This window comes from Gluconacetobacter takamatsuzukensis, assembly GCF_014174275.1.
GTDB lineage: Bacteria > Pseudomonadota > Alphaproteobacteria > Acetobacterales > Acetobacteraceae > Gluconacetobacter > Gluconacetobacter takamatsuzukensis.
In genome coordinates, this window is record NZ_JABEQK010000011.1 from 56,817 (window position 1) to 81,285 (window position 24,469).

A 24,469-nucleotide genomic window follows, 5' to 3' on the forward strand; every position below is an offset into this window, starting at 1 on the left:
ACGCCCTGGCTGACTTAAGAGCGGATCAGCGCAAGGAGCAGATCACGGGCGCCATGCCGACGCCTGACGCAGCAACGCGCCGACGACATCGACCACAGCCCGTCTCTTCATCTCGCTGATTGGCCACGGCGCGCTCTGACGAGAGAGATAGATGCTCTGCGCCTTTTCCAGCTGGATCGCATGCAGACCGGTTTCCGGCTGGCCATAATGCCGGGTCGTATAGCCACCTTTGAAACGCCCGTTCAGGACATGCGTATAATCCGGCTGCCGTGTCACGCTCTCCATGATCGGCATGATTAGGGAGGCCGCGCAGGACACGCCGTCATTCGTGCCGAAATTGAGGTCCGGCAGCATTCCCTCGAACAGACGGGGAATTTCGTCCCGGATCGAATGGCCGTCCCATAAAATCGCCCAGCCCCAGCGGGCTTTCAGTCGGGCCAATTCCTCCGTGACGGCATCGTGATAAGGTTGCCAGTAAAGGCTGCGCCGCAGGGAGATCTCGGACTCATCCGGCACTTCATCCGTACGATAAATGGGCTCGCCATCGAACGTGAACTTGGGCACAAGACCCGTCTTCGGGCGGCCGGGATAAAGCATCGCATCATCGGCGCCACGATTCAGGTCGATCACATAACGCGAATAATTGGCACGCAGCACGCCGATGCCCAGATCGGCGGCAGCAGCGTAAAGTCGTTCCATATACCAGTCGGTATCCGGCAGCGAGACTCCGATCTCCGTCATCCGCTCCGCCATGCCGGGCATAAGCGCCGTTCCGGCATGAGGAATCGTCACCAGAACCGGCGCATCGCCGCGCGTGAAACTGAAAACCGGAATCTCGACCATGTTTTCTTTCCTTCTCAGGAATGTAGATGTCTGATCGCGGACAGAAACGCTGCGGCAATCCTGTTTTCGTGAATATGACGGCCATCGCGAACCACCCATTCACCACCGCAGAGAACATCGTTGGCCGGAAACGTCGCCCGTGCGAAAATCAGGCTGTCGAGGACGGTATCTCCCTGCAGATCCGGAAGAGACAACGCCTCCTCGTTTACAACACACAGATCGGCGCGCAGCCCTATCGCAAGCGCTCCCCCGCCATGTCCACAAGCCTGCGTGCCGCCTTTCAGGGATGCGTCATAAAGATAGCGCCCGACCGATCCCATCGCCTCTCCCGGCAGCGCGCGGCACCGTTTCTGAAGAGCCAGTCTTTGGCCATATTCCAGCAGACGCAATTCCTCATTCGCGCTCGGCAGGACATTGCTGTCAGTACCAATCCCGAACCGGCCACCGTAGTCGATGAAATCTTCCAGCGGGAACAATCCATCACCCAGATTGGCCTCCGTAACCGGACAAAGCCCGGCTACAGCACCAGAAGCGGCAAGGCGGCGCGTCTCTTCTGCATCGAGATGCGTCGCATGGACGAGGCACCAATGCTCATCGACAGGGATTTCGTCGAGCAGCCACGCGACGGGACGTCGACCGAGAAAATCCAGACAATCCGCAACTTCGCGCTGCTGTTCCGCAATATGAATATGAACGGGCGCACGCTCCGGCGTCAGGGCGAGCATTTCCAAAATGTCTTCACGGTTCGCGGCACGCAAGGAATGCAGCCCGACGCCAACATCCACCAGCCCGTTGTCGCGATATGTCGCGGCAATGTCCGCCATCATTCCGGCGATGAAATCCGGCGCACTCTCAAAACGCTTCTGCTCCGGTGCCAGCACGCGGCCGAACCCGGCATGGCGATAGAGCGTCGGCAGCATGGTGATGCCGATGCCCGCCTCCCCCGCCCCGTCGATCACACTCCGGGCCATTTCCGCCGGGCAATCGTAAGCCGTCCCATCCGGTGCACGATGAAGATAATGAAATTCCGCGACCTGCGTGATGCCCGCCTTGAGCATCTCCATATAAAGCTGGGCCGCGATCGCACGCATGCCATCCGGTGCGATGCGCGCGGCCAAGGCATACATCTGCTCACGCCATGTCCAGAACGAGTCCGCCGGATCGCGACGCGTTTCCGTCAATCCGGCCATGGCGCGCTGAAAGGCATGGGAATGCAGGCTCGGCAGCGGCGGCAGCACGATATCGGCACGATGATCGCCCGGCTGAGGCTTGGCATCCGGCTGAACACGCGTGAAGACGCCGCTCGCACACTCAAGACGCACATTCTCGCGCCAACCTTCGGGTAGAAAGGCCTGGGTGGCGAAAACGGAACGGGAGAGGGTCGGTAAGGACATGGCGCCGCCTGTCGATGATTGACGCGGGGAATTGTCGTTGCACGACGACATTACAAGAACTAGACATGTATATATGTTATAGGTCAAGAGCCCGGAACGGAGAGGCGCATGTGGGACCGGCTATGGGTCAATGTTCATCTCGCAACCGATGCACGGGGCACAGGACAGCCCGGCGGCGATGATTTCGGCATAATCCTGAACGGCGCCATAGCCGCACATGGGGGCAGGATCGCATGGGTCGGCTCGCAGGCGGATCTGCCAGGCGCGCCGGAAGCCCTCGCCCGGGAGGTGACTTCCTGCGACGGGCGCTGGATGACGCCCGGACTGGTCGATCCCCATACCCACCTCGTTTTCGGTGGTGATCGCAGCGCGGAATTCGCCGAGCGCCTTCAGGGCGTCTCCTATCAGGATATCGCATGTCGGGGCGGCGGCATTCTCTCGACCGTACGCGCGACACGCGCGGCCAGCGAGGAAGAGCTCCTTCACCTCACGCTGAAACGGGCGCGCCGCCTGGTGGCCAACGGCGTGACCACCGTCGAGATCAAATCAGGCTATGGTCTGACGCTGGAGGATGAACTCAAGCAACTCCGCGTCGCCCGTGCCGTCAGCCGCCATGTGCCGCTGCGCGTCCATACCACGTTCCTTGGCGCCCACGCTCTCCCCCCGGAATTCACGGGGCGCCAAGGCGATTACGTCGCCCATCTCTGCGAGACGATGCTCCCCGCCGTCGCCGAAGCCGGACTTGCCGATAGCGTGGATGCCTTCTGCGAAACCATCGCCTTCCAGCCCGCTGAAGTGGAGCGCATCTTCGAAGCCGCACGCCGCTGGAACCTGCCCTTGCGCCTGCATGCCGACCAGATGTCCGATCTCGGCGGTGGCCATCTTGCCGCCCGATGGGGGGCGCTCTCCGCCGATCATGTCGAATATGCAAGCGAGGCCAGCGTCCGTGCCATGGCGGAATCCGGCACCGTCGCCATGCTCCTGCCCGGCGCGTTCTATTTCGTGCGTGAGCATCAACAGCCACCCGTCGCACTGTTTCGTGAGCATGGCGTCCCCATGGGGCTCGCGACGGACTGCAATCCCGGCACGTCGCCCATCCTGACACCGACAGCTGTCATGAACATGGCCTGCACGCTGTTCCGCCTGACTCCAGGCGAGGCCCTGGCCGGCCACACCCATATCGCCGCCAAGGCCCTCGGGCTGGATGCTCTGACAGGCCGCCTACGCCCCGGAATGGCGGCCGACATGGCGCTATGGGATATGTCGGGGCCGCATGAACTGTCCTACTGGATCGGAGGGTTAGTGCCGCAGACGCGGATTTTCGGTGGCATGCCGGACCGAAATCTTACCTGACATATGGATGCGCTCACATAGTTCATGCCAGTATAGGCAGCAGCCGTTTGGAATGAGGTGAAGCTGAATGTCGAGTACATTGGGAAAAGACAAGCCTGCGGCTCGTTATGAACAGGTAAAACAATATATCACGGAGCGGATTGAAATGGGCGAATGGGAGGTCGGCCATCGCCTGCCTTCCGAAAGCGAGCTCGTCGAACTTCTGGGCGTGTCTCGCATGACGGTTCACCGCGCCCTGCGCGAACTGACGGCAGACGGACTTGTGACGCGCACCCAGGGCGTGGGCACGTTCGTCGCCGAACCCGCGCAACGCGTCGAACTTCTCGAACTGCGCGACATCGCTGACGACATCACCTCCAACGGCCATATCCACAACACGCGCATCGTGACGCTGGATTCGATTCGCGCCGACGGCGACCTCGCCATGGCTTTCGGACAGCGCCCCGGCGCGCGGCTTTTCCATTCGATCATCGTTCATTACGAGGACGACACGCCGCTTCAGGTCGAGGAGCGTTTTGTCTCTCCCCACTTCGCACCGGATTATCTCGATCAGGATTTTTCCCTGACGCATCCGCATCGCCATCTCTCGGCAATCGCGCATCCCGAAGAAATCGAACATGTCGTCTTCGCCGTCACACCCAGCCTCGATATCTGCGCGCTGCTCGACCTCGACGAACCGGAAGCATGCCTGCAACTCATGCGCCGCACATGGGTTGACGGACGCGTGGTGATGAAGGGCATCTTCACCTATTCCGGCAGCCGTTACAGCTTCGTAGGCCGCTACCGCCCCTGAAATTCATACGATCACTCGATACGCTCCCCCGACGATTTGTCGTTGACAATGGGTCCTGTCGTGCGGCACTCATTAATGTATATACAAGTACAGTCAGGGTAGCCTCATGAGCAGTCCGACCTTCTCCCGTCTCTCCAACGACCGCGTCGTCCGTGCCGATCATGGCGCCAGGCTGACAGCCAAAAGCTGGCAGACCGAAGCCGCGTTGCGGATGTTGATGAACAATCTCGACCCCGACGTCGCCGAAAAGCCGTCGGAGCTGGTTGTCTACGGTGGGATCGGCCGCGCAGCCCGCAACTGGGAATGCTATGACCAGATCGTCGAGAGCCTGCGTGCGCTCGAAAGTGACCAGACGCTGCTCGTCCAGTCCGGCAAGCCGGTCGGCGTGTTCCGCACCCATCCCAATGCCCCGCGCGTCCTGATCGCCAATTCCAACCTCGTTCCGCACTGGGCGAACTGGGACAAGTTCAACGAACTCGATCGCGCCGGACTGATGATGTACGGCCAGATGACGGCCGGTTCGTGGATCTATATCGGCACCCAGGGCATCGTGCAGGGCACGTACGAAACCTTCGTCGAAATGGGGCGCCAGTATTACGGCGGCGATCTCAAGGGCCGCTGGATCCTCACCGGCGGCCTCGGCGGCATGAGCGGCGCGCAGCCGCTGGCCGCCGTCATGGCCGGGGCATCCCTGCTCGCGGTCGAATGCGAGCCAAGCCGCATCGAGAAGCGGCTCCAGACCGGCTATCTCGACCGCCGCGTCGACACGCTGGATGAAGCGCTGGAGATCATCGACGCCGCCTGCAAGAGCGGCAAGCCCGTCTCGGTCGGCCTGCTGGGCAATGCCGCCGAAGTATTCCCCGAACTCGTCCGGCGCGGCATCCGCCCGGACGGCGTAACCGACCAGACCTCGGCGCACGATCCTCTCAACGGCTATCTCCCCGCCGGATGGACGCTCGACAAGGCGGAGAAGATGCGCATCACCGACCCTGCCGCCGTCGAGAAGGCCGCCAGGGAGTCGATGCGCCTGCATGTCGAGGCCATGGTGGCGTTCCACCGCATGGGCATCCCGACCTTCGATTACGGCAACAATATCCGCCAGATGGCTTTCGAGGCCGGGTGTGAGGACGCGTTTGCCTTTCCCGGCTTCGTACCCGCCTATATCCGCCCGCTCTTCTGCCGCGGCATCGGCCCGTTCCGCTGGGCGGCGCTGTCGGGCGATCCGGAGGACATCTTCAAGACCGACGCCAAGGTCAAGGAACTGCTTCCCGACGACAAACACCTCCACAACTGGCTCGACATGGCGCGCGAGAAGATCCATTTCCAGGGCCTGCCGTCGCGTATCTGCTGGGTGGGTCTGGGAGACCGCCACCGGCTCGGCCTCGCCTTCAACGAAATGGTCGCCAAGGGCGAACTCAAGGCACCGATCGTCATCGGGCGCGACCATCTCGACAGCGGCTCGGTCGCCAGCCCCAACCGCGAGACGGAAGCCATGCGCGACGGCTCCGACGCCGTATCCGACTGGCCCCTGCTGAATGCCCTGCTGAACACGGCCTCGGGCGCGACATGGGTCTCGCTGCATCACGGCGGCGGCGTCGGCATGGGCTTCTCCCAGCATTCCGGCATGGTCATCGTGGCGGACGGCACCGAGGACGCAGCCCAGCGCCTGGAGCGTGTGCTGTGGAACGACCCCGGAACGGGCGTCATGCGTCACGCCGATGCGGGCTACGACATCGCCATCGACTGCGCCCACGAAAAGGGCCTCAACCTCCCCATGATCACCAAAGGCTGAAGGCCATGACGCCGACACTCGTTCTCCACCCCGGTCAGCTCGACCTCGCGACGTTACGCGGTTTCGTCTTCGACGCGCCGCGCATCACCCTCAGCCCCGATACGGCCGAGACGCTCCATGCCGCCGCGCGTTCCGTCGAGCGCATCGTGGCGGGCGGGGCGGCCGTCTATGGCGTCAACACAGGCTTCGGCAAGCTCGCCAAGACGCGCATCCCCGACGACCGCCTGCGCGATCTCCAGCGCAACCTCGTGCTCAGCCACGCCGCAGGCATCGGCAAGGCGATGCCCGAGCGCGTCGTGCGACTGATCCTCCTGCTGAAAGCCAACGGGCTGGCGCGCGGCTTCTCCGGCGTGCGGCTGGAAGTCGTGCAACTCCTTCTCGACATGCTCGATCGCGGTGTCATTCCGGTGATCCCGGAAAAGGGCTCGGTCGGGGCATCGGGCGATCTCGCTCCGCTGGCGCATATGTCCGCCGTCGTGATCGGCGAGGGCGAAGCCTTTTTCAACGGCGAGCGCCTGCCCGGCCGAGCGGCCCTGAAAGCGGCCGGGCTGGAGCCGGTCGAACTCGGCCCCAAGGAAGGGCTCGCACTTCTCAACGGCACGCAGGCATCCACATCGCTTGCCCTTGTGGCACTGTTCGATGCCGAGCGCCTGTTTCAGGCCGCCCTTGTCACAGGCGCGCTAACGCTGGACGCCGCACGCGGCACCGACGCACCCTTCGACCCGCGCCTGCACACGCTGCGCGGTCAACAGGGGCAGATCGAGTGCGCCGCCGTCTATCGCAAGCTCATGGAAGGCTCGGCCATCCGCGCCTCGCATCAGGTGGATGACGAGCGGGTGCAGGATCCCTACTGCCTGCGCTGCCAGCCCCAGGTCATGGGCGCGGCGCTCGACAGCCTGCGTCACGTCGCGCGCGTGCTGCTGATCGAGGCCAACGCGGTCTCCGACAACCCGATTCATTTCCCGGACACCGACGAGATGATTTCGGGCGGCAATTTCCACGCCGAACCCGTCGCCATTGCCGCCGACCTTCTCGCCATCGCGGTTTCCGAGATCGGCGCGATCGCGGAACGTCGCCTCGCCCTGCTGGTCGATCCGAGCATGAGCGGCCTGCCGCCCTTCCTCGTCAACGATAGCGGCGTGAACTCCGGCTTCATGATCGCACAGGTGACGGCCGCCGCCCTGGCATCGGAAAACAAGACACTCGCCCACCCCGCCAGTGTGGACAGCCTGCCCACCTCGGCCAATCAGGAAGACCACGTGTCGATGGCCACATTCGCGGCCCGGCGGGTCGGGGACATCAACGCCAACGTGCGTACCATTCTCGGCATCGAATATCTCGCCTCCGTGCAGGGCCTCGACTTCCTTGCCCCGCTGACCTCCTCCTCGCCCCTGGTGGCGGCGGCAGCACTCCTGCGCGAGCATGTCCCGTTCTTCGCACAGGACCGGCTGTTCACGCCGGACATGGAAATTGCGGACAGCCTGATCGCCGATGGCCTCCTGACCCGGATCGTCGCCGGCGCGCTGGCACTTCCCGGCGTCGAGGCCGCGTAAGGGCTCATGATCAAAAACGGCATCGACGACGGCACTTTTTTCGATCTGGCACGAAAAGCGCGCCGTCGTCTGCCGCGACTCTTCGCCGACTATATCGACGGGGGTGCACATGGGGAACGCACGCTGCATCGCAACCGCCGCGCCTTCACACAATGGGGCGTCACGCCGCGCGGGCTGCGTGACGTTTCATCCATCGACCTGACGACAACCTGCTTCGGGCGCACATGGCGCCTTCCCTTCTTTCTCGCACCAGTGGGCTTCGCGGGCATGTTCCACGCCCATGGCGAGGCCGGCGCTGCCAGGGCCGCAAGCCGGCAATCGATCGGCATGGGCGTGTCCACCTTTTCCGTCGCCGCCATGGAAACCGTGGCCGCCACCAATGCCGATCTCATGGCGCAGATCTACGTGATGCGCGATCGCGCCATCACCCGCGACATGCTGGCACGCGCGAAAGCCTGCGGCATGTCCTGCATGATCGTCACCATCGACACAGCTCTCACACCGGTCCGCGAACGCGATGTCCGCAACGGTTTCCGCCATCTCGCACGCCCGACGGTGGCGCAGATGGCCGGACTCCTGAAACGTCCCGCATGGCTGTCGGGCGCCATCACGCATGGCGGCAATACAGTCGCCAATATCGACCGCTACACGACCGCACGCGGCGTCATGGCACAGGCGCGCGACGTCGCCGCGCAGATCGACCCGGCGCTGGACTGGAGCGATCTCGCATGGCTGCGCGATCTCTGGAACGGCCACCTCATCGTCAAGGGCATCATGCATCCCGACGATGCCCTGCGTGCGGCAGAACGCGGGGCGGACGGCATCATCGTATCCAACCATGGCGGCCGCCAGATGGACCCGGCACCCGGCACGCTGGACGTATTACCCGCCATTGCCGGAGCCGTGGGCGAGCGGATCGATATCATCCTCGACGGCGGCATCCGCCGGGGCGGAGACGTCGTCACGGCCCTCGCGCTTGGCGCAAAAGCCGTCTCGTTCGGGCGCCCCTGGGCATGGGGGCTGGCGGCGCACGGCGAGCGGGGGGTGGACGCGGTTCTGGACCGTCTGGAACGCGAAGTGCGGGACGTCATGGCGCTGGCCGGACTGTGCGACATCGACGCCGTGCGCACGGCCGGGCGAGCGGCGCTCTGGCCGCTCGGATAGGTCCGAACCAACCGCTCAGGCAATTTTCGGTTTCTGGGAATCCCGGATCCGGCCAATAATGTAATCCCCCGCCGAGACGGGTGGAAACAGCGTTTCCACGCCCTCGGGCAGGTTCAGGTCGCGCGGATCGACCATGGCGTCATAATCCGGGTCATAGAACGTCGCGATCGAAAGACGTTCCCTGCCCGAGCGATTGGTCACACGGTGCATGTTGGAATTGTAGCGCCGGTTGGACCAGCGACAGAGCAGATCGCCGATATTGATGACCAGCGTTCCCGGAATGGGCGGCGCAGGCACCCACTGGCCATCCACCCCCTGCACGTCCAGGCCGCCGGTTCCATCCTGCCAGAGCAGCGTGATGCAGCCATAATCCGTATGCGGCGCGACACCGAACTGGTCCTTTTCGCGCTCCGGCGGATGCGGCGGATACCAGATCGCCTGCGTTCTTTGCAGCGGACGAACGTATTTGGACACGAAGAAATCCGGCGCGATCCCCAGCGAACAGGCCACGGCGCGCAGCAGATGCTGGCCACAGATCCCAGCCGCCTCGAAATAGGCCTCCATCGCCTCGCGGAACGCCCGCCGATCCGCGGGCCACTGGTTCGGACCGCGGAGAGGCTGCCCGGCCAGCACGACGGGGTCATCCGCAGGCAGCTCCAGACCGATCTGGTAGAACTCCTTGTAATCCGGATTCTCCGCGCCATACATCGTCGTGCGATTGAGGGCATTGAACCCGCGCACAGCCTCTTTCGGCTTGCAGGCAAGCTTTTCTTCCATCGGTGCATGAAAGAAATCGAGTGCCTCATCATGGGCGCACCGGATCAGCTCTTCCGGAATACCGTGATTGCGAATGTAGCAGAAACCCGACGTGGAAAAAGCGTCACTGATCAGGGCGCCGGTCGCGGCATAATCGCCGCCACGCGCCGGACCAAGGTCGATGATCGGAAGATAAGCGGCCTCACTCATGAATTGCCCTCATCGAAATCAGGTTGCGTGAAGAACAGCCGCGACCAGACATCCCGGCCCTCCATCAAGGGATACGGAGATCGGCTGCGCCGCCATCTGTCCCGTGGCAATCGCACCGGGAACGATGCTCCGGGTCCCTGCCTCGACACGCCACGAGCCGGAAAGCGGCAGGAGAAAGAAACGCACGCCGGACGGCAGCGTAAACGGATCGCGGTGACATGCGAGGTCCGCCTGCGCGCCGATTTCCGCCATCAGGTTGAAAGCCTGCACCGCATGGCCATGGCAGCATGCCGATACGGCCGCCTCGCCATCAAAGCGGACGATCTCGCCCGGCACCTGAAGGCAAACCGGGTCCGGCGACAGACCATGCAGCGTCAGCCGCCCCTCCGAGGCCAGTGCAAGGCGACGCTTCAGCCCGGGAAACGTGGAAAACGCGCCATCGACGTCAATATCCGCCAGACTGACCCGCCAGCCCGAGCCGGCCGCGATCTCGCGCGTCATGCCACGTCCGTTGCGCCACGGGCGAGCGGGAAAGGACGTCACGGGCGAGACCACGACCGTCATGACGCGAGAGGCGGCAGCATCTTGCCAGGATTGAGAATATTGTTGGGATCAAGCGCCTTCTTGATCGTACGCATGATATCGAGTGCAACCTCATCGTGCTCATCGGCCATGAACTCCATCTTGGCCAGCCCCACACCATGCTCGCCACTTGCCGACCCGCCGAGAGACAAGGCGCGAGCGATCAGCTTCCGGTCGAGTTCATGGGCTTTCTCGATCCCGTCCGCCCCCGGCGGCACAAGCATGACCGTATGAAAATTTCCGTCACCGATATGGCCAACGATGGGCGCCGTGATGCCCGAGGCTTCGATATCGCTCTTCGCCCCGAGAATCATGTCCGTCAGGGCCGAGATCGGCACGACGGCATCGGTGGAAATACCCGTATAGCCCGGCCGATAGGCCAGGCAGGCCCAATAGACGGCATGGCGCGCCTTCCACAGCGCGGCCCGCTCCTCGAACTGCGTGCTCCACTGGAAGGCCGAGCCGTTATTTTCCGCGACGATGGCTTCAACCGTCTCGATATGCTCGCGCACCGACGCCGGACCACCCGCGAACTCGAAGAACATCGTGGGCACAGAACGATAGCCCTCCAGCTTCGAATAAGCGATGCAGGCATCCATCTGCACGTCGTCGAGCAGTTCCATGCGCCCGATCGGCACACCCATCTGCATCACCTGCACCGCCGTCTCGACGCAGTCCGCCAGCGTCTCGAACTGGCAGACGGCGGCGGCCATCATCTCGGGAATGCCATGCAGCCTTAGCTGCACCTCGGTGATGAGGCCAAGCGTCCCTTCCGAACCGATCATGAGATGGGTCAGATCATAGCCCATGGCCGATTTGCGCACGCGACGGCCGACCCGCATGACACGCCCGTCCGCCAGCACGACGGTCAGGCCCAGGACATTCTCGCGGATCGTGCCGTACCGCACCGCCCCGGTGCCCGATGCGCGCGTCGCGCACATGCCACCGATCGTCGCCTCCCCGCCCGGATCGACGGGAAAGAACAGCCCCTCGTCACGCAGATAGGCATTGAGCGCCTGCCGGGTGACTCCGGCCTGCACGCGGCAGTCCAGATCGCCCACATTGACCTCGAGCACCGCCGTCATGCGTGAGAGATCGACGGAAATCCCCCCCGCAACCGCATTTAGCTGCCCTTCCAGGGAGGTACCGCCGCCAAAGGCGATGACCGGCGCGCGATGGGCATTGCAGATCTTCAACGCGGTGGAAACCTCATCCGTACTCTCGGCAAAGACCACCGCATGCGGGAAATGCTGCGCGTGATAGCCTTCCCCATGGGCGTGCAGTTCGCGCACGGACATGTTACGCGACAAGCGGTCCCCGAAATGCAGCGCCAGTTCCGCAATGGCGGCTTCGATCCTGTCCGTGCTCATGATGTCTGTCAGGCCTCCACGGTTTCTTGTGCGGCGACACTCTCAAGGACGACAGAAAGAACCGCAAGAAAGCGTTCGTTTTCTTCGGGCAACCCAATGCTCACACGCGTCCAGTTCGTGTAGCCCGTCTCCTTCCATGGCTTGACGATCACGCCATGGCGCAGAAGACGCTCGGCAAGCTCACCGGACGACACGGCGGTGCGGAAAAACAGGAAATTGCCCAGAGACGGCGCAACGGCCAGACCCAGCCTCTCCAGCCTTTCCCGCACCGCTTCGCGGTCCCGCACCGTCCGCTCGACGCCTTGGCGGACATGCTCCATGCCCTGCAAGGCCCCGATGGCAGCAAGCTGTGCGGCGATATTGGTATTGAACGGATCCCGCACCGTGCCCAGCGTGCGGGCAATCTCTTCGCAGGAGGCGACGGCATAGCCGATACGAAGTCCCGCCAGCCCGTAAGCCTTGGAAAATGTCCGCAGAACGATCCAGGGACGACTCTGGGCACGCAGGATCTCGCGGGCCTGAGGATAGGCCGGGTCGATCTCGGCATATTCGCGATAGGCTTCATCCACGACGATCAGGCAATCCTGCGGGCACGCATCGATGAGCGCACGCAGATCGGCCTCGCCCATCATACAGCCAACAGGATTGGATGGATTGGCAAAGATCAGCATCTTGAGCGGCTTCGATACCGCCTCGATCAGGGCGGTCAGATCGAATGCGCAATCTCTGGTCACGGGCACAGCCTCGACCACGCCCCCCATCGCCTCGGCATCCAGAATATGCAGCCCGAATGACGGGACGACCGTCACCACCCGATCTCCCGGCGAGACATAAGCCTCCGGAATCATGCGGATGATCTGCTCGGAGCCATTGCCCAGCACGATCCGCGCCTCGGCTTCTCCCAGTTCCGCGGCAAGCAGGCTGCGCAGCTTCACATCGGCCTCGGGATACAGCGCGACCTGCTCCACCAGACCGGCCAGCGCGGCCTTGACGCCCGGCGGCGGTCCATAGGGATTTTCGTTGCTGCCGAGCTTCACCACGGAAGCCACCCCATATCGCGCCTTGACGGCCTCCGTGCCCAACCCCGCATTATAAGGCGGCAACCGCGCGATTTCCGGGCGACATGCAATCGGCGTGTGCAAAGACGGGGGGGCGGACGGCATGGCCGTATCTCCTGTGCAATCACGTATATACAAGCACAGGAATACGCAGAGGTCGAGCATGATCGAAACGTTTTCGCATGTTACGATGAGACATATCGACACGAAACAAAAAGTGCGCCCTCGTTTCGAAAGACGATTGACCTCTCTTGTACAGACAACATAGGCTCGAAGCTGGTTTCCGCCATGCAGGAGTTGCCAGGACGATGTCATCGACCGAACTGACGCCTCTCTCGGCCTCGCAGATCGCGGCCTTCCGCCGCTATGGCGCCGTGCTGCTGCGTGGCGCGTTCGCCCCCTGGGTGGACACATTGCGCGCCGGGATTGACCGCCTGATGGCCGATCCCAGCCCTTTGGAACGCTCTTACAAGCCCGAAGGCTCCGCACCCTTCTTCCAGGACCTGTGCAACTGGCAACGCATTCCCGAGTTTCGGACCTTTGTGGAACGTTCCGATATCGGCCTGCTCGCCGCACAGCTCATGGGCGCCCATCAGGTCCGGTTCTTCCATGACCATGTGCTGGTCAAGGAACCCGGCACATCCCTGGTGACGCCATGGCATCAGGACCTGCCCTATTACTGCGCTCGGGGGCCGCAGACAGTCAGTTTCTGGATCCCGCTCGACCCCGTTCCCGCAGCCAACGCGCTGGAATGTGTGGCGGGCTCCCATAAATGGGGTCGGGACCACAAGCCCATGCGCTTTGACGGCACCCCGCTCTATGCCGATGACGACAGCAAACCGATGCCCGACATCGATGCCAACCGGGAAAATTACCGCATTCTTGCATGGGACATGGCACCCGGCGACGCCGTGGCGTTCGATTTCGGGACCATACACGGTGCTGCCGCAACGATCGGGGCAATCGACCGCCGCCGCGTCTTCTCCGCGCGCCTTGTCGGAGACGACGCCCGTTTCGCCGACCGGGGCGGCAAAGGCTCACCACCCTTCTCCCATCTTGCCCTCCAGGATGGCGATCCGCTCATCGGCGACGATTTTCCCGTCCTGCATCCCGCGCGCGCGTGACCCTGTCCCCCCTCTTCTCCGCGCTGGCCATATCTGCCGGCCTCCTGTCCCAACCCGCCGTGGCGGGTTGTCTCGACAATGTCCGGGCAGCCGGCGTCATGCGCGTGGGCAACGGCCTGCTCGGCGCGCACCCCTCGCTCTGGCAGGATCGCGACGGCGTCTATCACGGGATCGACGCGGACATCCTTCAGGAACTGACGCGCCGCATGAACCTGCCGCGTTCGGAGTTCATGATCACCGAATGGTCGACCATGGTGCCGGGCCTCAAGGCCGGACGGTGGGACATCGTCCTGTCGGACGTAAACATCACCCAGGAACGTCGGGTGATGGGGCACGTCCTGTTTTCGTCGCCCTATTTCATGCTGTACGATTATATCATCGTACCCGAGAATTCGCCGATCCACTCCCTTGCCGACATGAAAGGCAAGATCATCGGCTCGGTTCTCGGCACCAACGATTCCGCCACGGCGCATCGCCTTGTGGAGCACGGCATCGGCGCGGCCGTCGCCGATTACGACACGTTCGGCGATCCGTTCCTCGCGCTGCATAATGGCCAGATCGATGCGGTCGTTGTCGACCAGGGTACGCTCCACGCCCAGCAGGCGCATTTCAAGGGGCTGCGCACCGTCGGCGGCCCGGTTTTCTACACACCCAAGCCGCGCTGGGCCACGGCGGAAGCCGGCGCCTCCTATCGCCTCGGCAGCGAGGGCGTGGTTGTGCCCGAGCACTGCCCCGACCTGCTCGCGGCCGTCAACGTCGCACTGGACAGTATGCGGGAAGATGGCACGATCAGAACGATCCTCAAGCGTTACGGCGTGTGGGAGCCGCAGCAGGATCACCTCATCAAGACGCCCCCCGCCCCGCCGGACGAAAAAATCGGAACCGGCGAAAAAGGTTGAGCCTGCCGTATGTATAATTTCTTCTTTTTCGAGGTTCCCGAACACCTGCCGTTCCTTCTCAAGGGCGCGCTGGTCACGATCGAACTTTCACTCATCTCGATGGTTCTCGGCACCGCTCTGGGCTTTTTCCTTGCTATCGGGCGCCTGTCGTCCCGGCGCCTGCTTCGCCTGCCGATGGACATTTTCGTCGAAATCATGCGTGACACGCCGCTGATCGTGCAGCTTCTGCTCATCTATTTCTCGCTGCCTGAAGCCGGGATCGTCCTCAGCGCGTTCTGGGCCGGCATTGCGGGGCTGACACTCAATCTGGCAGCCTATCTCTCCGAAGTGTTCCGGGCCGCCATCTCGGCGGTCGATCCGGGCCAGAAGGCCGCCGCCATCTCGCTCGGCATGTCGCCCGTCGCCGTCTATCGACGCGTCGTCATTCCCCAGGCCGGCCTGGCCGCCCTCCCCACGCTCGGCGGTTATTTCATTGCCCTGCTCAAGGACTGTTCGCTCGTCTCGTTCATTTCGGTCAACGAGTTGCTGCGCCACGCGACGATCGTCATTTCCGACACGTTCGACAGCATGAACACCTATATCATGGTGGCGATCATCTATTTCGTGATGAGCTTCGTCAGCGCACGCATCATCCGTCACATCGAGGTCCGGCTGGCACCCACCAACCGGCGCGGCACGATCAGCGTCCCTCTGACCATGGACAAGGAGGGCGCACGTTGACCTCCTTCTCGCCATCCTCTCCCGTCCTGCTGGTACGCCAGCTTCGCAAATCCTTCCGCGGCGCACCCGTCCTCAAGAGTGTCGACCTGGCCATCCACCAGGGCGAGATCGCCTGCCTGATCGGGCCGAGCGGCGCCGGCAAATCGACGATCCTGCGCTGCATCAACTTCCTCGAACGCCCCGATTCCGGCGAGATCACCTTTTTCGGCGAGCGCCTGTGCTCGGAAGATGGAAACATCTTCCACATCGCGCCGGAACGCACCCTCCAGCATGCCCGCGCCCGGATGCCGATGGTGTTCCAGCACTTCAATCTGTTCTCGCATCGCACGGTCATCGGAAATGTCATGGAAGGACAGATGGTCGTCCTGCACCGCAATAGGGACGAGGCGCGAGACCGCGCCCGCGCCTGCCTCGCCCGGGTCGGCATGCTGGAACGCGCCGAGTTCTACCCCGACCAGCTTTCCGGCGGCCAGAAACAGCGCGTGGCGATCGCCCGCGCACTGGCTATGTCTCCAGCCCTCATCCTGTTCGACGAACCGACAAGTGCGCTCGACCCGGCACTCGTGCAGGAGGTGCAGGGCGTGATGCGCGATCTGTCGGCCGAGGGCATGACCATGCTGATCGTCACCCATGACATGCGTCTCGTGAAGAGCATCGCGACGACGATCCATTTCTGCGCCGACGGCCATATCGCCGAAAGCGGATCGCCCGCGCTTCTCTTTGGCGACACAGCCCCGTCCCGCATCCAGTCCTTCATGGACGCGGCCGCACATTAAGCACCATGCCGCCCCCCTTCCCGAGACTTCGACGCAGGTGAACATGACCGAGTGCCCGACCATGACCGTCCCCCATCATCTCCCGGAAGCAGGGGTGGAGTTCCAGACGATCTACCCCGTGGCAGCCTCCGAGCGTCACGGGCGGGCGAAGGATCTGTTCGGTCTGTGGTTCGGCGCGAACATGACCATGCTCACCGTGACCACAGGCGGAGTGATGCGCGGCACCTTCCATCTGACGCCCCTCACCGCACTGGTCGCCGCCATCGTCGGCAATCTCGTCGGGGGTCTTTTCATGGCGCTCCATGCCGCCCAGGGGCCGCATCTGGGCATTCCGCAGATGGTGCAGTCCCGTGCGCAATTTGGCATGCTCGGCGCCGCTCCGATGACGGCGCTGATCGTCATCATGTTCCTCGGCTTTTCGGCATCCAACCTCGTCCTCGGCGCCCAGGGCCTGTCCACGATCGTTCACGGACTGGATGGCACGCCGGGCATGGTCGCCGTAGCCCTGCTCTCGCTCGCCCCGGCGGTCCTCGGCTACCGCGCCATCCACAGCGCCACACGCCTCGCCGCGTTTTTATGCGGCGGGGCCGTCTTCGCCTGTCTCGGCGTCGCGTTCATGAGCGTCCCGCATACCGCCGCGTGGTGGCTCTCCGATGGCGATGACACGATCCCTGGTTTTCTCGGGGCCATGTCCATCGCCGCGCTATGGCAGATCGCATACGCCCCCTACGTCTCGGACTATTCGCGCTATCTGCCCAGCAGCAGGGCCGGAGAGCGTCAGGCTTTCCATGCAACCTATTGGGGCTGCGTTCTGGGCTCCTTCATCGCCATGCTTGTCGGCGTCGTGACGGGCGCAAACGTCACGACGGTCCTGACGCGCGCCTTTGGCGCATGGGGCGCCCCGGTGCTCGGCATCCTTTCGCTTGGCATCATCGTCGCCAACGCCATGAATCTCTATTGCGGCGCGCTTTCCTCCATCACGGTCTTCCAGACGGTCGTGCCATCAAGACATTTCGGCCGTGGCTGGAGAATCGGCGTAACGACCGGCCTCCTCATCGTCTCGCTGGTCGTCGCGATCGCGATGGCTTCACAGTTCGACGCCGCCTACGCGGGTTTTCTGGAATTGCTGATGGCCATCATGGTGCCATGGTCCGCCATCAATCTGGTCGATTATTATATCCTGCGCCACGGCAGCTACGATATTCCCTCCTTCTTCGCCGCAGACGGTGGCATCTATGGCCGCTTCAACATCCCGGCGCTCGCGGCCTATGTTTTTGGCCTGGTGGTCCAGATCCCCTTCCTGGCCAACGCGCTGTACGAAGGCCCTGTCGCAAGATTTTTCGGGGGCGCCGATCTGTCATGGGTCTTCGGCCTGTCCCTGACGGGCCTCGCATACGCGGCGGCCGTACGTCTCGCACCGAAATCCACCTGATTTCATTTCCGATACGAATATCATTGACTATACTCGTATAGACATCTTAGGCTCCAAACGAGCAGCAAAGCCGCCTCGGCGGGCTTTCGGGAATTGCACCAGCTCATCACAGCAAGGCTCGTGAAGCCGATTGCATGACCTATTGGGTGGATAAATATGCAAATAATGCCATTATCGAAATTATGCCTGTTCTCCACCATGCTCATTTCGATCGGTACGGCAGCAGCCTCCGCGCAGACCGATGCTTCGACGAAAGCCGGAACCGCTGCGAAGCACAGCCCGGTCGCCCAGACCACGAAGACACAGGCCGCCCCCGCCCCGACGAAACCTCCCGCGTCCGCGCAGACGCCGGCGATCTATCTCAGCTCGACGTCCGAGACCTACGACGTCCGGGCCCCGCACATCACGCGCGGCGCGCTGGTCACGGTCAGCCAGAAGCTTCTCTCGCAGGCACCCGCCGGCACGAATCCGCTGAAAGTCCTCTCGCAGCTTCCCGGCGTCATGTTCCAGTCGGCCGAACCACAGGGCATCGACATCTGGTCCCAGCAGCTCTTCATGCATGGTTTCCAGCAGCAGGAAATCGGCTTCACGCTGGACGGCATGCCCCTCGGCGAACAGTCGCTGCGCAATTACAACGGCCTGAATACGCTCCTCGCGATCTCGTCCGAAAACGTCGCACGCATCGACGTGTCGCAGTCTGCCGGCGCCGAAGAGGTTGCCTCCACAAGCAATCTCGGCGGCTCCCTGGCCTATGTCTCGCGCGATCCATCGCACAAGCTGGGCGGCACCATCAGCCAGGGCTTCGGCAGCTATGCGAATTACCACACGTTCCTGCGCTTCGACAGCGGCGACCTGAACCGGACCGGAACCCGCTTCTACACATCCTATAGCCGCCAGGACGGCCAGATCTGGAAAGGCACCGGCGACCAGTTCGTCCAGCAGGTCAACGCAAAGCTCATCCAGCCCCTCGGCGCCGAGAGCTTCCTCTCCGCCTATTTCGACTGGGCGGACGAACATCAGTTCTCGACCCCCGACGCCTCTCCCGAAGTCATCCAGAAGGTCGGCTACAACGTCACGAACTACTATAACGGCAAGCAGAGCGGCCTTCAGGCCGCCATCAACGCCGCAAACGGCATTTTCCCGTCCTCGTTCGCAGGCCTGGAAGACCCCGAGGATTCCGCTTATTACGACGCGACCCTCAACAGCGCAGATTACATGGGCGGCATCCGCGCCCATCTGCAACTCACGGACCACCTCCTGTGGGACACGACGGCCTATGGACACGGCGAAACCAACCAATCCACATGGACGACACCCTACTACCCATCCCCCAATGGATCGCCTCTTTCGGAACTGAGAAAGGCACCCGCGATCCAGCGTTTCGGCATCCTGTCACGTATCCATTATGATACCGAAAATAACCAGCTCGGCGGCGGCGTGTGGTACGAGAACAACAATTACCGTTCTCCCCAGTATGATTTCTCAATGCCAAATATCGTCGACGGCAAGCTCACTTCGGTCCTGCCCAATCCGCTGGATTATTGGAAGAACCCGTTCGCGGAAATCTTCAATCAGGACTACAACACCAATACGTTCACCGCTTTCGTTCAAGATACCTATCATCCGATCGAGCATCTCGCGCTGCATTTCGGTTTCAAATCCGTTCTCAGCACGACGCGCGTCGGCAACGGCTATGCCAATCCCGATTATTATGGCGCAGGAACGCAGCTCGCCAGCGGCGTCGGCCTGACCACCGCAAAGCCCTTTCTGCCGCATATCAGCGCGGACTGGCACTTCATGAAACATAACGAGCTTTTCTTCGACATTTCCGAGAATGTTCATACCTACGCGCAATGCGGATACAAGCTGTGCGCCTCACCCTTCGCCGTCACGCAAGGCGCCTTCGATGCCGGAAAATCGTCCTTCCGGCCGGAAACGGACTGGACCTACGCGGTCGGCTATCGCTATTCCAGCGAACGCGTGGGCCTGTCGCTCTATGGCTACCGGACCAACTTCAATAACCGTCTCCAGCAGGTAACCTCCGGTTCCGCGGTCAATCCGTTCTCGACAGTGGCCAATGTCGGCGGCGTAACGATGAACGGCGCGGATGCCGCGCTGACCCTCATGCCGATCCGCAACCTGATGTTCACCAACAGCTTCAGCTATAATCACGCGACCTACGACAACAACATCACCGAAGCCGGCACCGTCTACCATCTCAAGGGCGCGCAAATCGTCAATTACCCGCGCTACATGTACAAGACGCGCCTGTCCTATGACTGGAACGGCCTGACCGCCTATATCGACGCGAGCTACAACAGCAAGCGGAATTTCAGCTATACGGGCGACGTGAAAGCGCCGGCCTACTGGCTCTCCAACCTCGGCATCCAGTACAACCTCACCAGGCTGAAACCCGTCCAGCGGAGCATCCGGTCGGTCAAGGACCTGACACTGTCCTTCAGCGTGGCCAACCTGCAGAACAACCACTACATCGCGACGATGGGCGAAAACGGCAACCCGCTGAACATAGACAGCGGCGCCTTGGCCTATCAGTCGTTCCTGGTCGGCGCACCGCGCATGTTCTTCGGCTCGCTGACCGCCAATTTCTGACTCCTGTGATCGTCAATCGGGCCTGGGCGCGTCCATCAAACGCGCCCAGGTTTTTTTGACCCAAGAAGGTCCTGAATGCATGAGCCAGATACCACGCGACGCAACCCTCGACTGGCTTGCCTGCCTGATCGCCCATCGCAGCGTGTCCTCTCTGTCGAACATGACACTCATCGACGACGTGGCGGCTCATTTTCACACCCTCGGCCTGGACGTTCGGCGCACGACGAACGACGAAGGCACAAAAGCCAATCTGTTCGCCACGTTACCGGGGCGCGCCGGGGCATACGAAAACGGCCTGGTCCTGTCGGGTCACACCGATGTGGTTCCCGTCGAAGGCCAGGACTGGGCGTCGGATCCGTTCACGATGAGCATACGCAATGGCCGCGTCCATGGACGCGGCGCCTGCGACATGAAAGGCTTTCTTGGCGTGATGCTCGGCCTTAGCCAGGAACTGGGCGAGCACCCTCCCCTTCACCCCGTCCATTTTGCCTTGTCTTTCGATGAGGAACTGGGCTGCCTCGGCGCCCCGCTGATGATCCGCGACATCGTGGCGAAAGGCTATCGCCCACGCGCCTGCATCGTCGGCGAACCGACGGAGATGGGCCCCGTTATTGCGCACAAGGCGTCGCGGGTATTCGAATGCCACGTCCGGGGAAAAGCCTGCCACTCCTCGCGGCCGCAGGATGGCGTCAATGCCATCACCTACGCTTCAAGGATCGTCGCCTTTCTTCACACGCTCGGCGACCGTATCCGACTTGAGGAAGGTGAAGATCCGGCCTTCGATCCGCCCTACGGCACGCTGGTGGTCGGCACAATCCGGGGCGGCGTTGCGACGAACAGCGTCCCGGAAGCCTGCACACTCACCTTCACGTTCCGCACCCTGCCCCCAACGAACGCCGCCCGCATCGAAGATATCATCCGCACATATATCACCAACGACATCCTGCCCGACATGCAGCAGGAAGATCCCACGGCCGACGTCACCCTTCATCGCCGCGCCTCGGTCCCGGCAATGCAGGCTGACCACTGCGAAGCCGTCACTTCAATGATCGCGTTGCTGGACAAGACGCAAGAAAGTTGCGTCTCCTACGGGACCGAGGCCGGACTTTTTCAGGAAGCGAGCATCCCCACTCTCGTCTGCGGCCCGGGCTCCATCCTTCAGGCCCACAGGGCCGACGAATATGTAACGCTGGATCAACTGGCCCAATGCGAAGCCTGGCTCCGGAAAGTCATCGCCCGAGATAAGTAAGATCATTGCGGAGAAATGCGGGAATTACGATTCATTCCAGAACGGGAATTGCATTCAATGGCAAGGTCCGCGTCTATGACGCCTGACCGTAAATGTGGGCTGGTGAGCGAGAGCGGCCTGCCGGGTCCTGCACTCCTCCACCTTGCAATAAAATGTTGTAAAATTCGAAAGAGAGCACGTATGATTGAATCAACGTGACATCTCACCCGCATGCCCATACGGCGGTTGCATGTCGACGTCCGATCACACGGGAGGGAGCCGGGCAGCTAGCCCTCCTCTGCCATCGCATCAGATGGAAGCCGTTTATAGCGCATCGTGATAAATCGGCCATAGATCAGGCAAAGAGGGCGGCTGCATGGTTCCGGATATCGAAACACGATCGGAAAACCCTTATGCTGTCCGGGATCTCCATCTTATGGACCAGCCGGACCAGCTGAAAGCACAATATCTGGCGGCCAGACCCTTCCCCCATCTGATCATCGACGACCTGTTTCCCGCCGCCTGGCTGCTTGGCATTTTGAAGGAGTGCCACGAGGACCGCAATTTGCGCTGGAAATCCTTCGATACAGCATTACAAAAGAAACGCGGCACCGAACCGGACTCCGATTTCCCACCATATCTTCAAAGATATTTCGATTTCGTCAATTCCGGTCCGTTTCTCCGGCTCCTGACGCGATTGACCGGGATTGAATCCCTGCTTCCCGATCCCACGCTTTATGGCGGCGGCCTGCATGTCGTCTCGGGGCAGGGATTTTTCGACCTGCACGTCGATTTCCAGCATCATCCCAGGACGCTACTGACCAACCGCCTGGCGATCATAACCTATCTTAACGAAGAATGGGATCAGGCATGCGGTGGTAATCTGGAGTTATGGGAAATCGCGCCGGCACGGCGCGCGGTCGAGATCATTCCGCATTTCGGACGGACCGTTCTGATGGCGCAATCCGCAATCGCGGCGCATGGCCACCCCACGCCGATCCTCCCGGGACGCGAACGTATCGCGGTGATCGCCTATTTTTATACCAGCGATCCCGCCACCCTGCGCATCGATCGGCGCCGGACGTCCACACTCTACGTCCCACGAACCGGCCGATCGGCCAATGCACGCCTGCAGGCAGCCCTCCATAACGTTCTGCCCCAGCCAATCATCAGGGGTCTGAGAACCGTCCGCCATAGCCTGCGCGCGCCACGGCGCTCCAGCAAGCGTTAGCCGCCCGGTCCTGAATTCAGCCCCGGACAAACGAATGATCATCCCCCCGTGGCGACCGGCTGAGGACCACGGACGCTGACGCGCCGCGCCTTGCCAAGTATGCCACCGAACCGCTCGGCAAGCTGGTCGAACACATCCCGCCGCAACACGAACAGCATGGCCGGATACAATCCTGTCCCCACCACCCCGATCACGATGATCCGCGACAGATCATGCGCATTGATGACCGGCAGCAGGGATCCTGCATATCCCAACCCCATGGCACATGCCGAAATGACAAAGGGAATGACGTAGAGTTCCACGACCCGCCAGGCCGACACGCCGCAGCGCTTTAGAATCAGCAGCGAGCAAAGCGGAGGATAGGTGAAATAATAGAGAGCCACGGTCACCGCGACACCCATCGCATTACCGGCCAGTCCTCCCGCGATCACCATGCCGAAAAAGACCGGTGCCGAAATCATGGCAAAGATCAACGCCAGCCGGAACTCGCGCCGGGCACTAAGCAGCGATCCGGTAATCCAGGATACCGCGTCGAACGGAAGCCCGAGACTGAGAATCTGAACGAACGGAACCGCCGCCATCCAGCGCTCGCCGAACAGAAAATGCAATCCAGGCCCCGCGAGGACGGCTTGGAGGAAACAGAACGGAACGACGATATAAGCCAACAGACGGCATGCCTTCAGCGCGGCTTCAGTCTGGCGTTGCGGGTCGGTACGCAGTTGCGCGAATGCAGGCAGCAGAACATTGATGAAATTCCCGGCCAGCATCCGCACCGGCTGCGCCGAAAAACGGAAAGCGAAGAAATAGAGGCCGACCACGGAATGCGAGGCAATCAGCCCCAGGACGATATAGTCCCCCTGATTGATGATTTCGATGATCGTCCGCGTAGCAAAGACAGTGGTGCTGCTTCCCAGAATATATTGCAACTGGACCCTGCGGAACCCACGGCCGATCCGCGGAGCCGCCTTCCACCAGAACAGGGCAGCCTTGGTCACGGCCAGCAGCGGGATCGGAATCGCGAAACTGTAGGCCCCGCATCCCAGCCACGCCAGCAGGATCGTCCCCAATTGCAGGGCAAAGATCTCAAAAGTGTTGTAGGCAGCCAGAAAGCGGAAATTCATGTCGGCGCGGATGCGGACCGACGGCACGGTGGCCAGGGTCTTGATCGGCGTCGCTACCGCCAGCGCCGCAATCAGGCCGACCAGTTCCGGCGAATGGTACCACCGGGCAGCGAAGGGAGCCGCCGCCAGCATGCCCACCATTCCCAGTAGACCCAATGAAAGGCAGATCCAGAATGCCGGCGCAGACCATAACGCCATGGCCTTCTGCCGCTGCAACAGGACATCGTCTACCCCGAAACTGACCAGCGCATTGGCGATACCGAAAACCGTATAGGCCAGTCCAATAACCCCGAAATCGGCCGGCGTCAGCAGCCATGCCAGCGCCAACTGGGAAACGAAGCCGATCCCGCGCGCGGCCAGGCTCTGCACCATCAGCCATAACACACCGCTCGTCGCCGCCCGGCCCAGACCATGTGGACCTGCCGCCATGCCCCGCCCCTGTTCCGCCATGCCATTTTCC

Annotated in this window: 20 protein-coding genes; 13 read left to right on the top strand and 7 right to left on the bottom strand. The window is 62.3% G+C overall.

The window, feature by feature from the left end; genetic code table 11:
- Positions 1 to 42: 42 nt before the first annotated feature.
- On the bottom strand, positions 43 to 843 hold the full coding sequence (hutG, locus tag HLH27_RS13655; RefSeq protein ID WP_182950596.1) for an N-formylglutamate deformylase: 801 nt from the start codon (positions 841 to 843) through the stop codon (positions 43 to 45).
- A 14-nt stretch (positions 844 to 857) separates the two neighbouring features.
- Positions 858 to 2,237, bottom strand: coding sequence for a formimidoylglutamate deiminase (locus HLH27_RS13660; RefSeq protein WP_182950597.1), 1,380 nt, complete (start codon positions 2,235 to 2,237; stop codon positions 858 to 860).
- Between the two features lie 108 nt (positions 2,238 to 2,345).
- On the opposite strand from HLH27_RS13660, the gene hutI reads away from it, so the two are divergent.
- From hutI to HLH27_RS13685, 5 genes are all read left to right on the top strand, one after another.
- Positions 2,346 to 3,590: an imidazolonepropionase gene (hutI, locus tag HLH27_RS13665; protein WP_182950598.1), complete on the top strand. Its 1,245-nt coding sequence runs from the start codon at positions 2,346 to 2,348 to the stop codon at positions 3,588 to 3,590.
- Positions 3,591 to 3,657: 67 nt separating this feature from the next.
- Positions 3,658 to 4,383 carry a histidine utilization repressor gene (hutC, locus tag HLH27_RS13670; RefSeq protein ID WP_182950599.1) on the top strand — a complete coding sequence of 242 codons (726 nt, stop codon included), beginning with the start codon at positions 3,658 to 3,660 and terminating at the stop codon, positions 4,381 to 4,383.
- Positions 4,384 to 4,489: 106 nt separating this feature from the next.
- Positions 4,490 to 6,175: a urocanate hydratase gene (hutU, locus tag HLH27_RS13675; protein WP_182950600.1), complete on the top strand. Its 1,686-nt coding sequence runs from the start codon at positions 4,490 to 4,492 to the stop codon at positions 6,173 to 6,175.
- Between the two features lie 5 nt (positions 6,176 to 6,180).
- Positions 6,181 to 7,728 carry a histidine ammonia-lyase gene (gene hutH / locus HLH27_RS13680; protein WP_182950601.1) on the top strand — a complete coding sequence of 516 codons (1,548 nt, stop codon included), beginning with the start codon at positions 6,181 to 6,183 and terminating at the stop codon, positions 7,726 to 7,728.
- Positions 7,729 to 7,734: 6 nt separating this feature from the next.
- Complete coding sequence (locus HLH27_RS13685; RefSeq protein WP_182950602.1) at positions 7,735 to 8,892, top strand: alpha-hydroxy acid oxidase; 1,158 nt, start codon at positions 7,735 to 7,737, stop codon at positions 8,890 to 8,892.
- A 15-nt stretch (positions 8,893 to 8,907) separates the two neighbouring features.
- On the opposite strand, the gene HLH27_RS13690 is transcribed toward HLH27_RS13685, so the two are convergent.
- The 4 genes from HLH27_RS13690 to hisC are packed head-to-tail and all read right to left on the bottom strand — an operon-like array spanning position 8,908 to position 12,973.
- Positions 8,908 to 9,858 (bottom strand): isopenicillin N synthase family dioxygenase, encoded by a 951-nt coding sequence (locus HLH27_RS13690; RefSeq protein WP_182950603.1) that lies wholly within the window; start codon positions 9,856 to 9,858, stop codon positions 8,908 to 8,910.
- Positions 9,859 to 9,876: 18 nt separating this feature from the next.
- Positions 9,877 to 10,422 carry a HutD/Ves family protein gene (locus HLH27_RS13695; RefSeq protein WP_275943917.1) on the bottom strand — a complete coding sequence of 182 codons (546 nt, stop codon included), beginning with the start codon at positions 10,420 to 10,422 and terminating at the stop codon, positions 9,877 to 9,879.
- Positions 10,419 to 11,810 (bottom strand): FAD-binding oxidoreductase, encoded by a 1,392-nt coding sequence (locus HLH27_RS13700; RefSeq protein ID WP_182950605.1) that lies wholly within the window; start codon positions 11,808 to 11,810, stop codon positions 10,419 to 10,421. Before HLH27_RS13700 ends, HLH27_RS13695 begins: the two co-directional genes overlap by 4 nt.
- A gap of 8 nt (positions 11,811 to 11,818) precedes the next feature.
- Positions 11,819 to 12,973, bottom strand: coding sequence for a histidinol-phosphate transaminase (hisC, locus tag HLH27_RS13705; protein WP_220790419.1), 1,155 nt, complete (start codon positions 12,971 to 12,973; stop codon positions 11,819 to 11,821).
- A 203-nt stretch (positions 12,974 to 13,176) separates the two neighbouring features.
- Here hisC and HLH27_RS13710 point away from each other — a divergent pair, with 203 nt between their 5' ends.
- The 8 genes from HLH27_RS13710 (at position 13,177) to HLH27_RS13745 (ending at position 22,888) form a co-directional block, all read left to right on the top strand.
- Positions 13,177 to 13,992: a phytanoyl-CoA dioxygenase family protein gene (locus tag HLH27_RS13710; protein WP_182950606.1), complete on the top strand. Its 816-nt coding sequence runs from the start codon at positions 13,177 to 13,179 to the stop codon at positions 13,990 to 13,992.
- Positions 13,989 to 14,891 (top strand): substrate-binding periplasmic protein, encoded by a 903-nt coding sequence (locus tag HLH27_RS13715; protein ID WP_220790421.1) that lies wholly within the window; start codon positions 13,989 to 13,991, stop codon positions 14,889 to 14,891. The genes HLH27_RS13710 and HLH27_RS13715 overlap by 4 nt, the downstream gene beginning before the upstream one ends.
- A gap of 9 nt (positions 14,892 to 14,900) precedes the next feature.
- Positions 14,901 to 15,611, top strand: coding sequence for an amino acid ABC transporter permease (locus tag HLH27_RS13720; RefSeq protein ID WP_182950607.1), 711 nt, complete (start codon positions 14,901 to 14,903; stop codon positions 15,609 to 15,611).
- The gene (locus HLH27_RS13725) at positions 15,608 to 16,387 is read left to right on the top strand and encodes an amino acid ABC transporter ATP-binding protein (RefSeq protein WP_182950608.1); all 780 of its coding nucleotides are present in this window, start codon (positions 15,608 to 15,610) and stop codon (positions 16,385 to 16,387) included. The genes HLH27_RS13720 and HLH27_RS13725 overlap by 4 nt, the downstream gene beginning before the upstream one ends.
- Before the next feature lie 43 nt (positions 16,388 to 16,430).
- On the top strand, positions 16,431 to 17,819 hold the full coding sequence (locus tag HLH27_RS13730) for a purine-cytosine permease family protein (protein WP_182950609.1): 1,389 nt from the start codon (positions 16,431 to 16,433) through the stop codon (positions 17,817 to 17,819).
- Between the two features lie 198 nt (positions 17,820 to 18,017).
- The gene (locus tag HLH27_RS13735; protein WP_182950610.1) at positions 18,018 to 20,429 is read left to right on the top strand and encodes a TonB-dependent receptor; all 2,412 of its coding nucleotides are present in this window, start codon (positions 18,018 to 18,020) and stop codon (positions 20,427 to 20,429) included.
- A gap of 79 nt (positions 20,430 to 20,508) precedes the next feature.
- The gene (gene argE, locus HLH27_RS13740; protein WP_182950611.1) at positions 20,509 to 21,678 is read left to right on the top strand and encodes an acetylornithine deacetylase; all 1,170 of its coding nucleotides are present in this window, start codon (positions 20,509 to 20,511) and stop codon (positions 21,676 to 21,678) included.
- Between the two features lie 415 nt (positions 21,679 to 22,093).
- Positions 22,094 to 22,888, top strand: a complete 795-nt coding sequence (locus HLH27_RS13745; RefSeq protein ID WP_246375900.1) for a 2OG-Fe(II) oxygenase — start codon at positions 22,094 to 22,096, stop codon at positions 22,886 to 22,888.
- A 38-nt stretch (positions 22,889 to 22,926) separates the two neighbouring features.
- On the opposite strand, the gene HLH27_RS13750 is transcribed toward HLH27_RS13745, so the two are convergent.
- A complete protein-coding gene (locus HLH27_RS13750; RefSeq protein ID WP_182950613.1) occupies positions 22,927 to 24,459 on the bottom strand; it encodes a lipopolysaccharide biosynthesis protein in 1,533 nt (510 codons plus the stop codon).
- Positions 24,460 to 24,469: the final 10 nt, after the last annotated feature.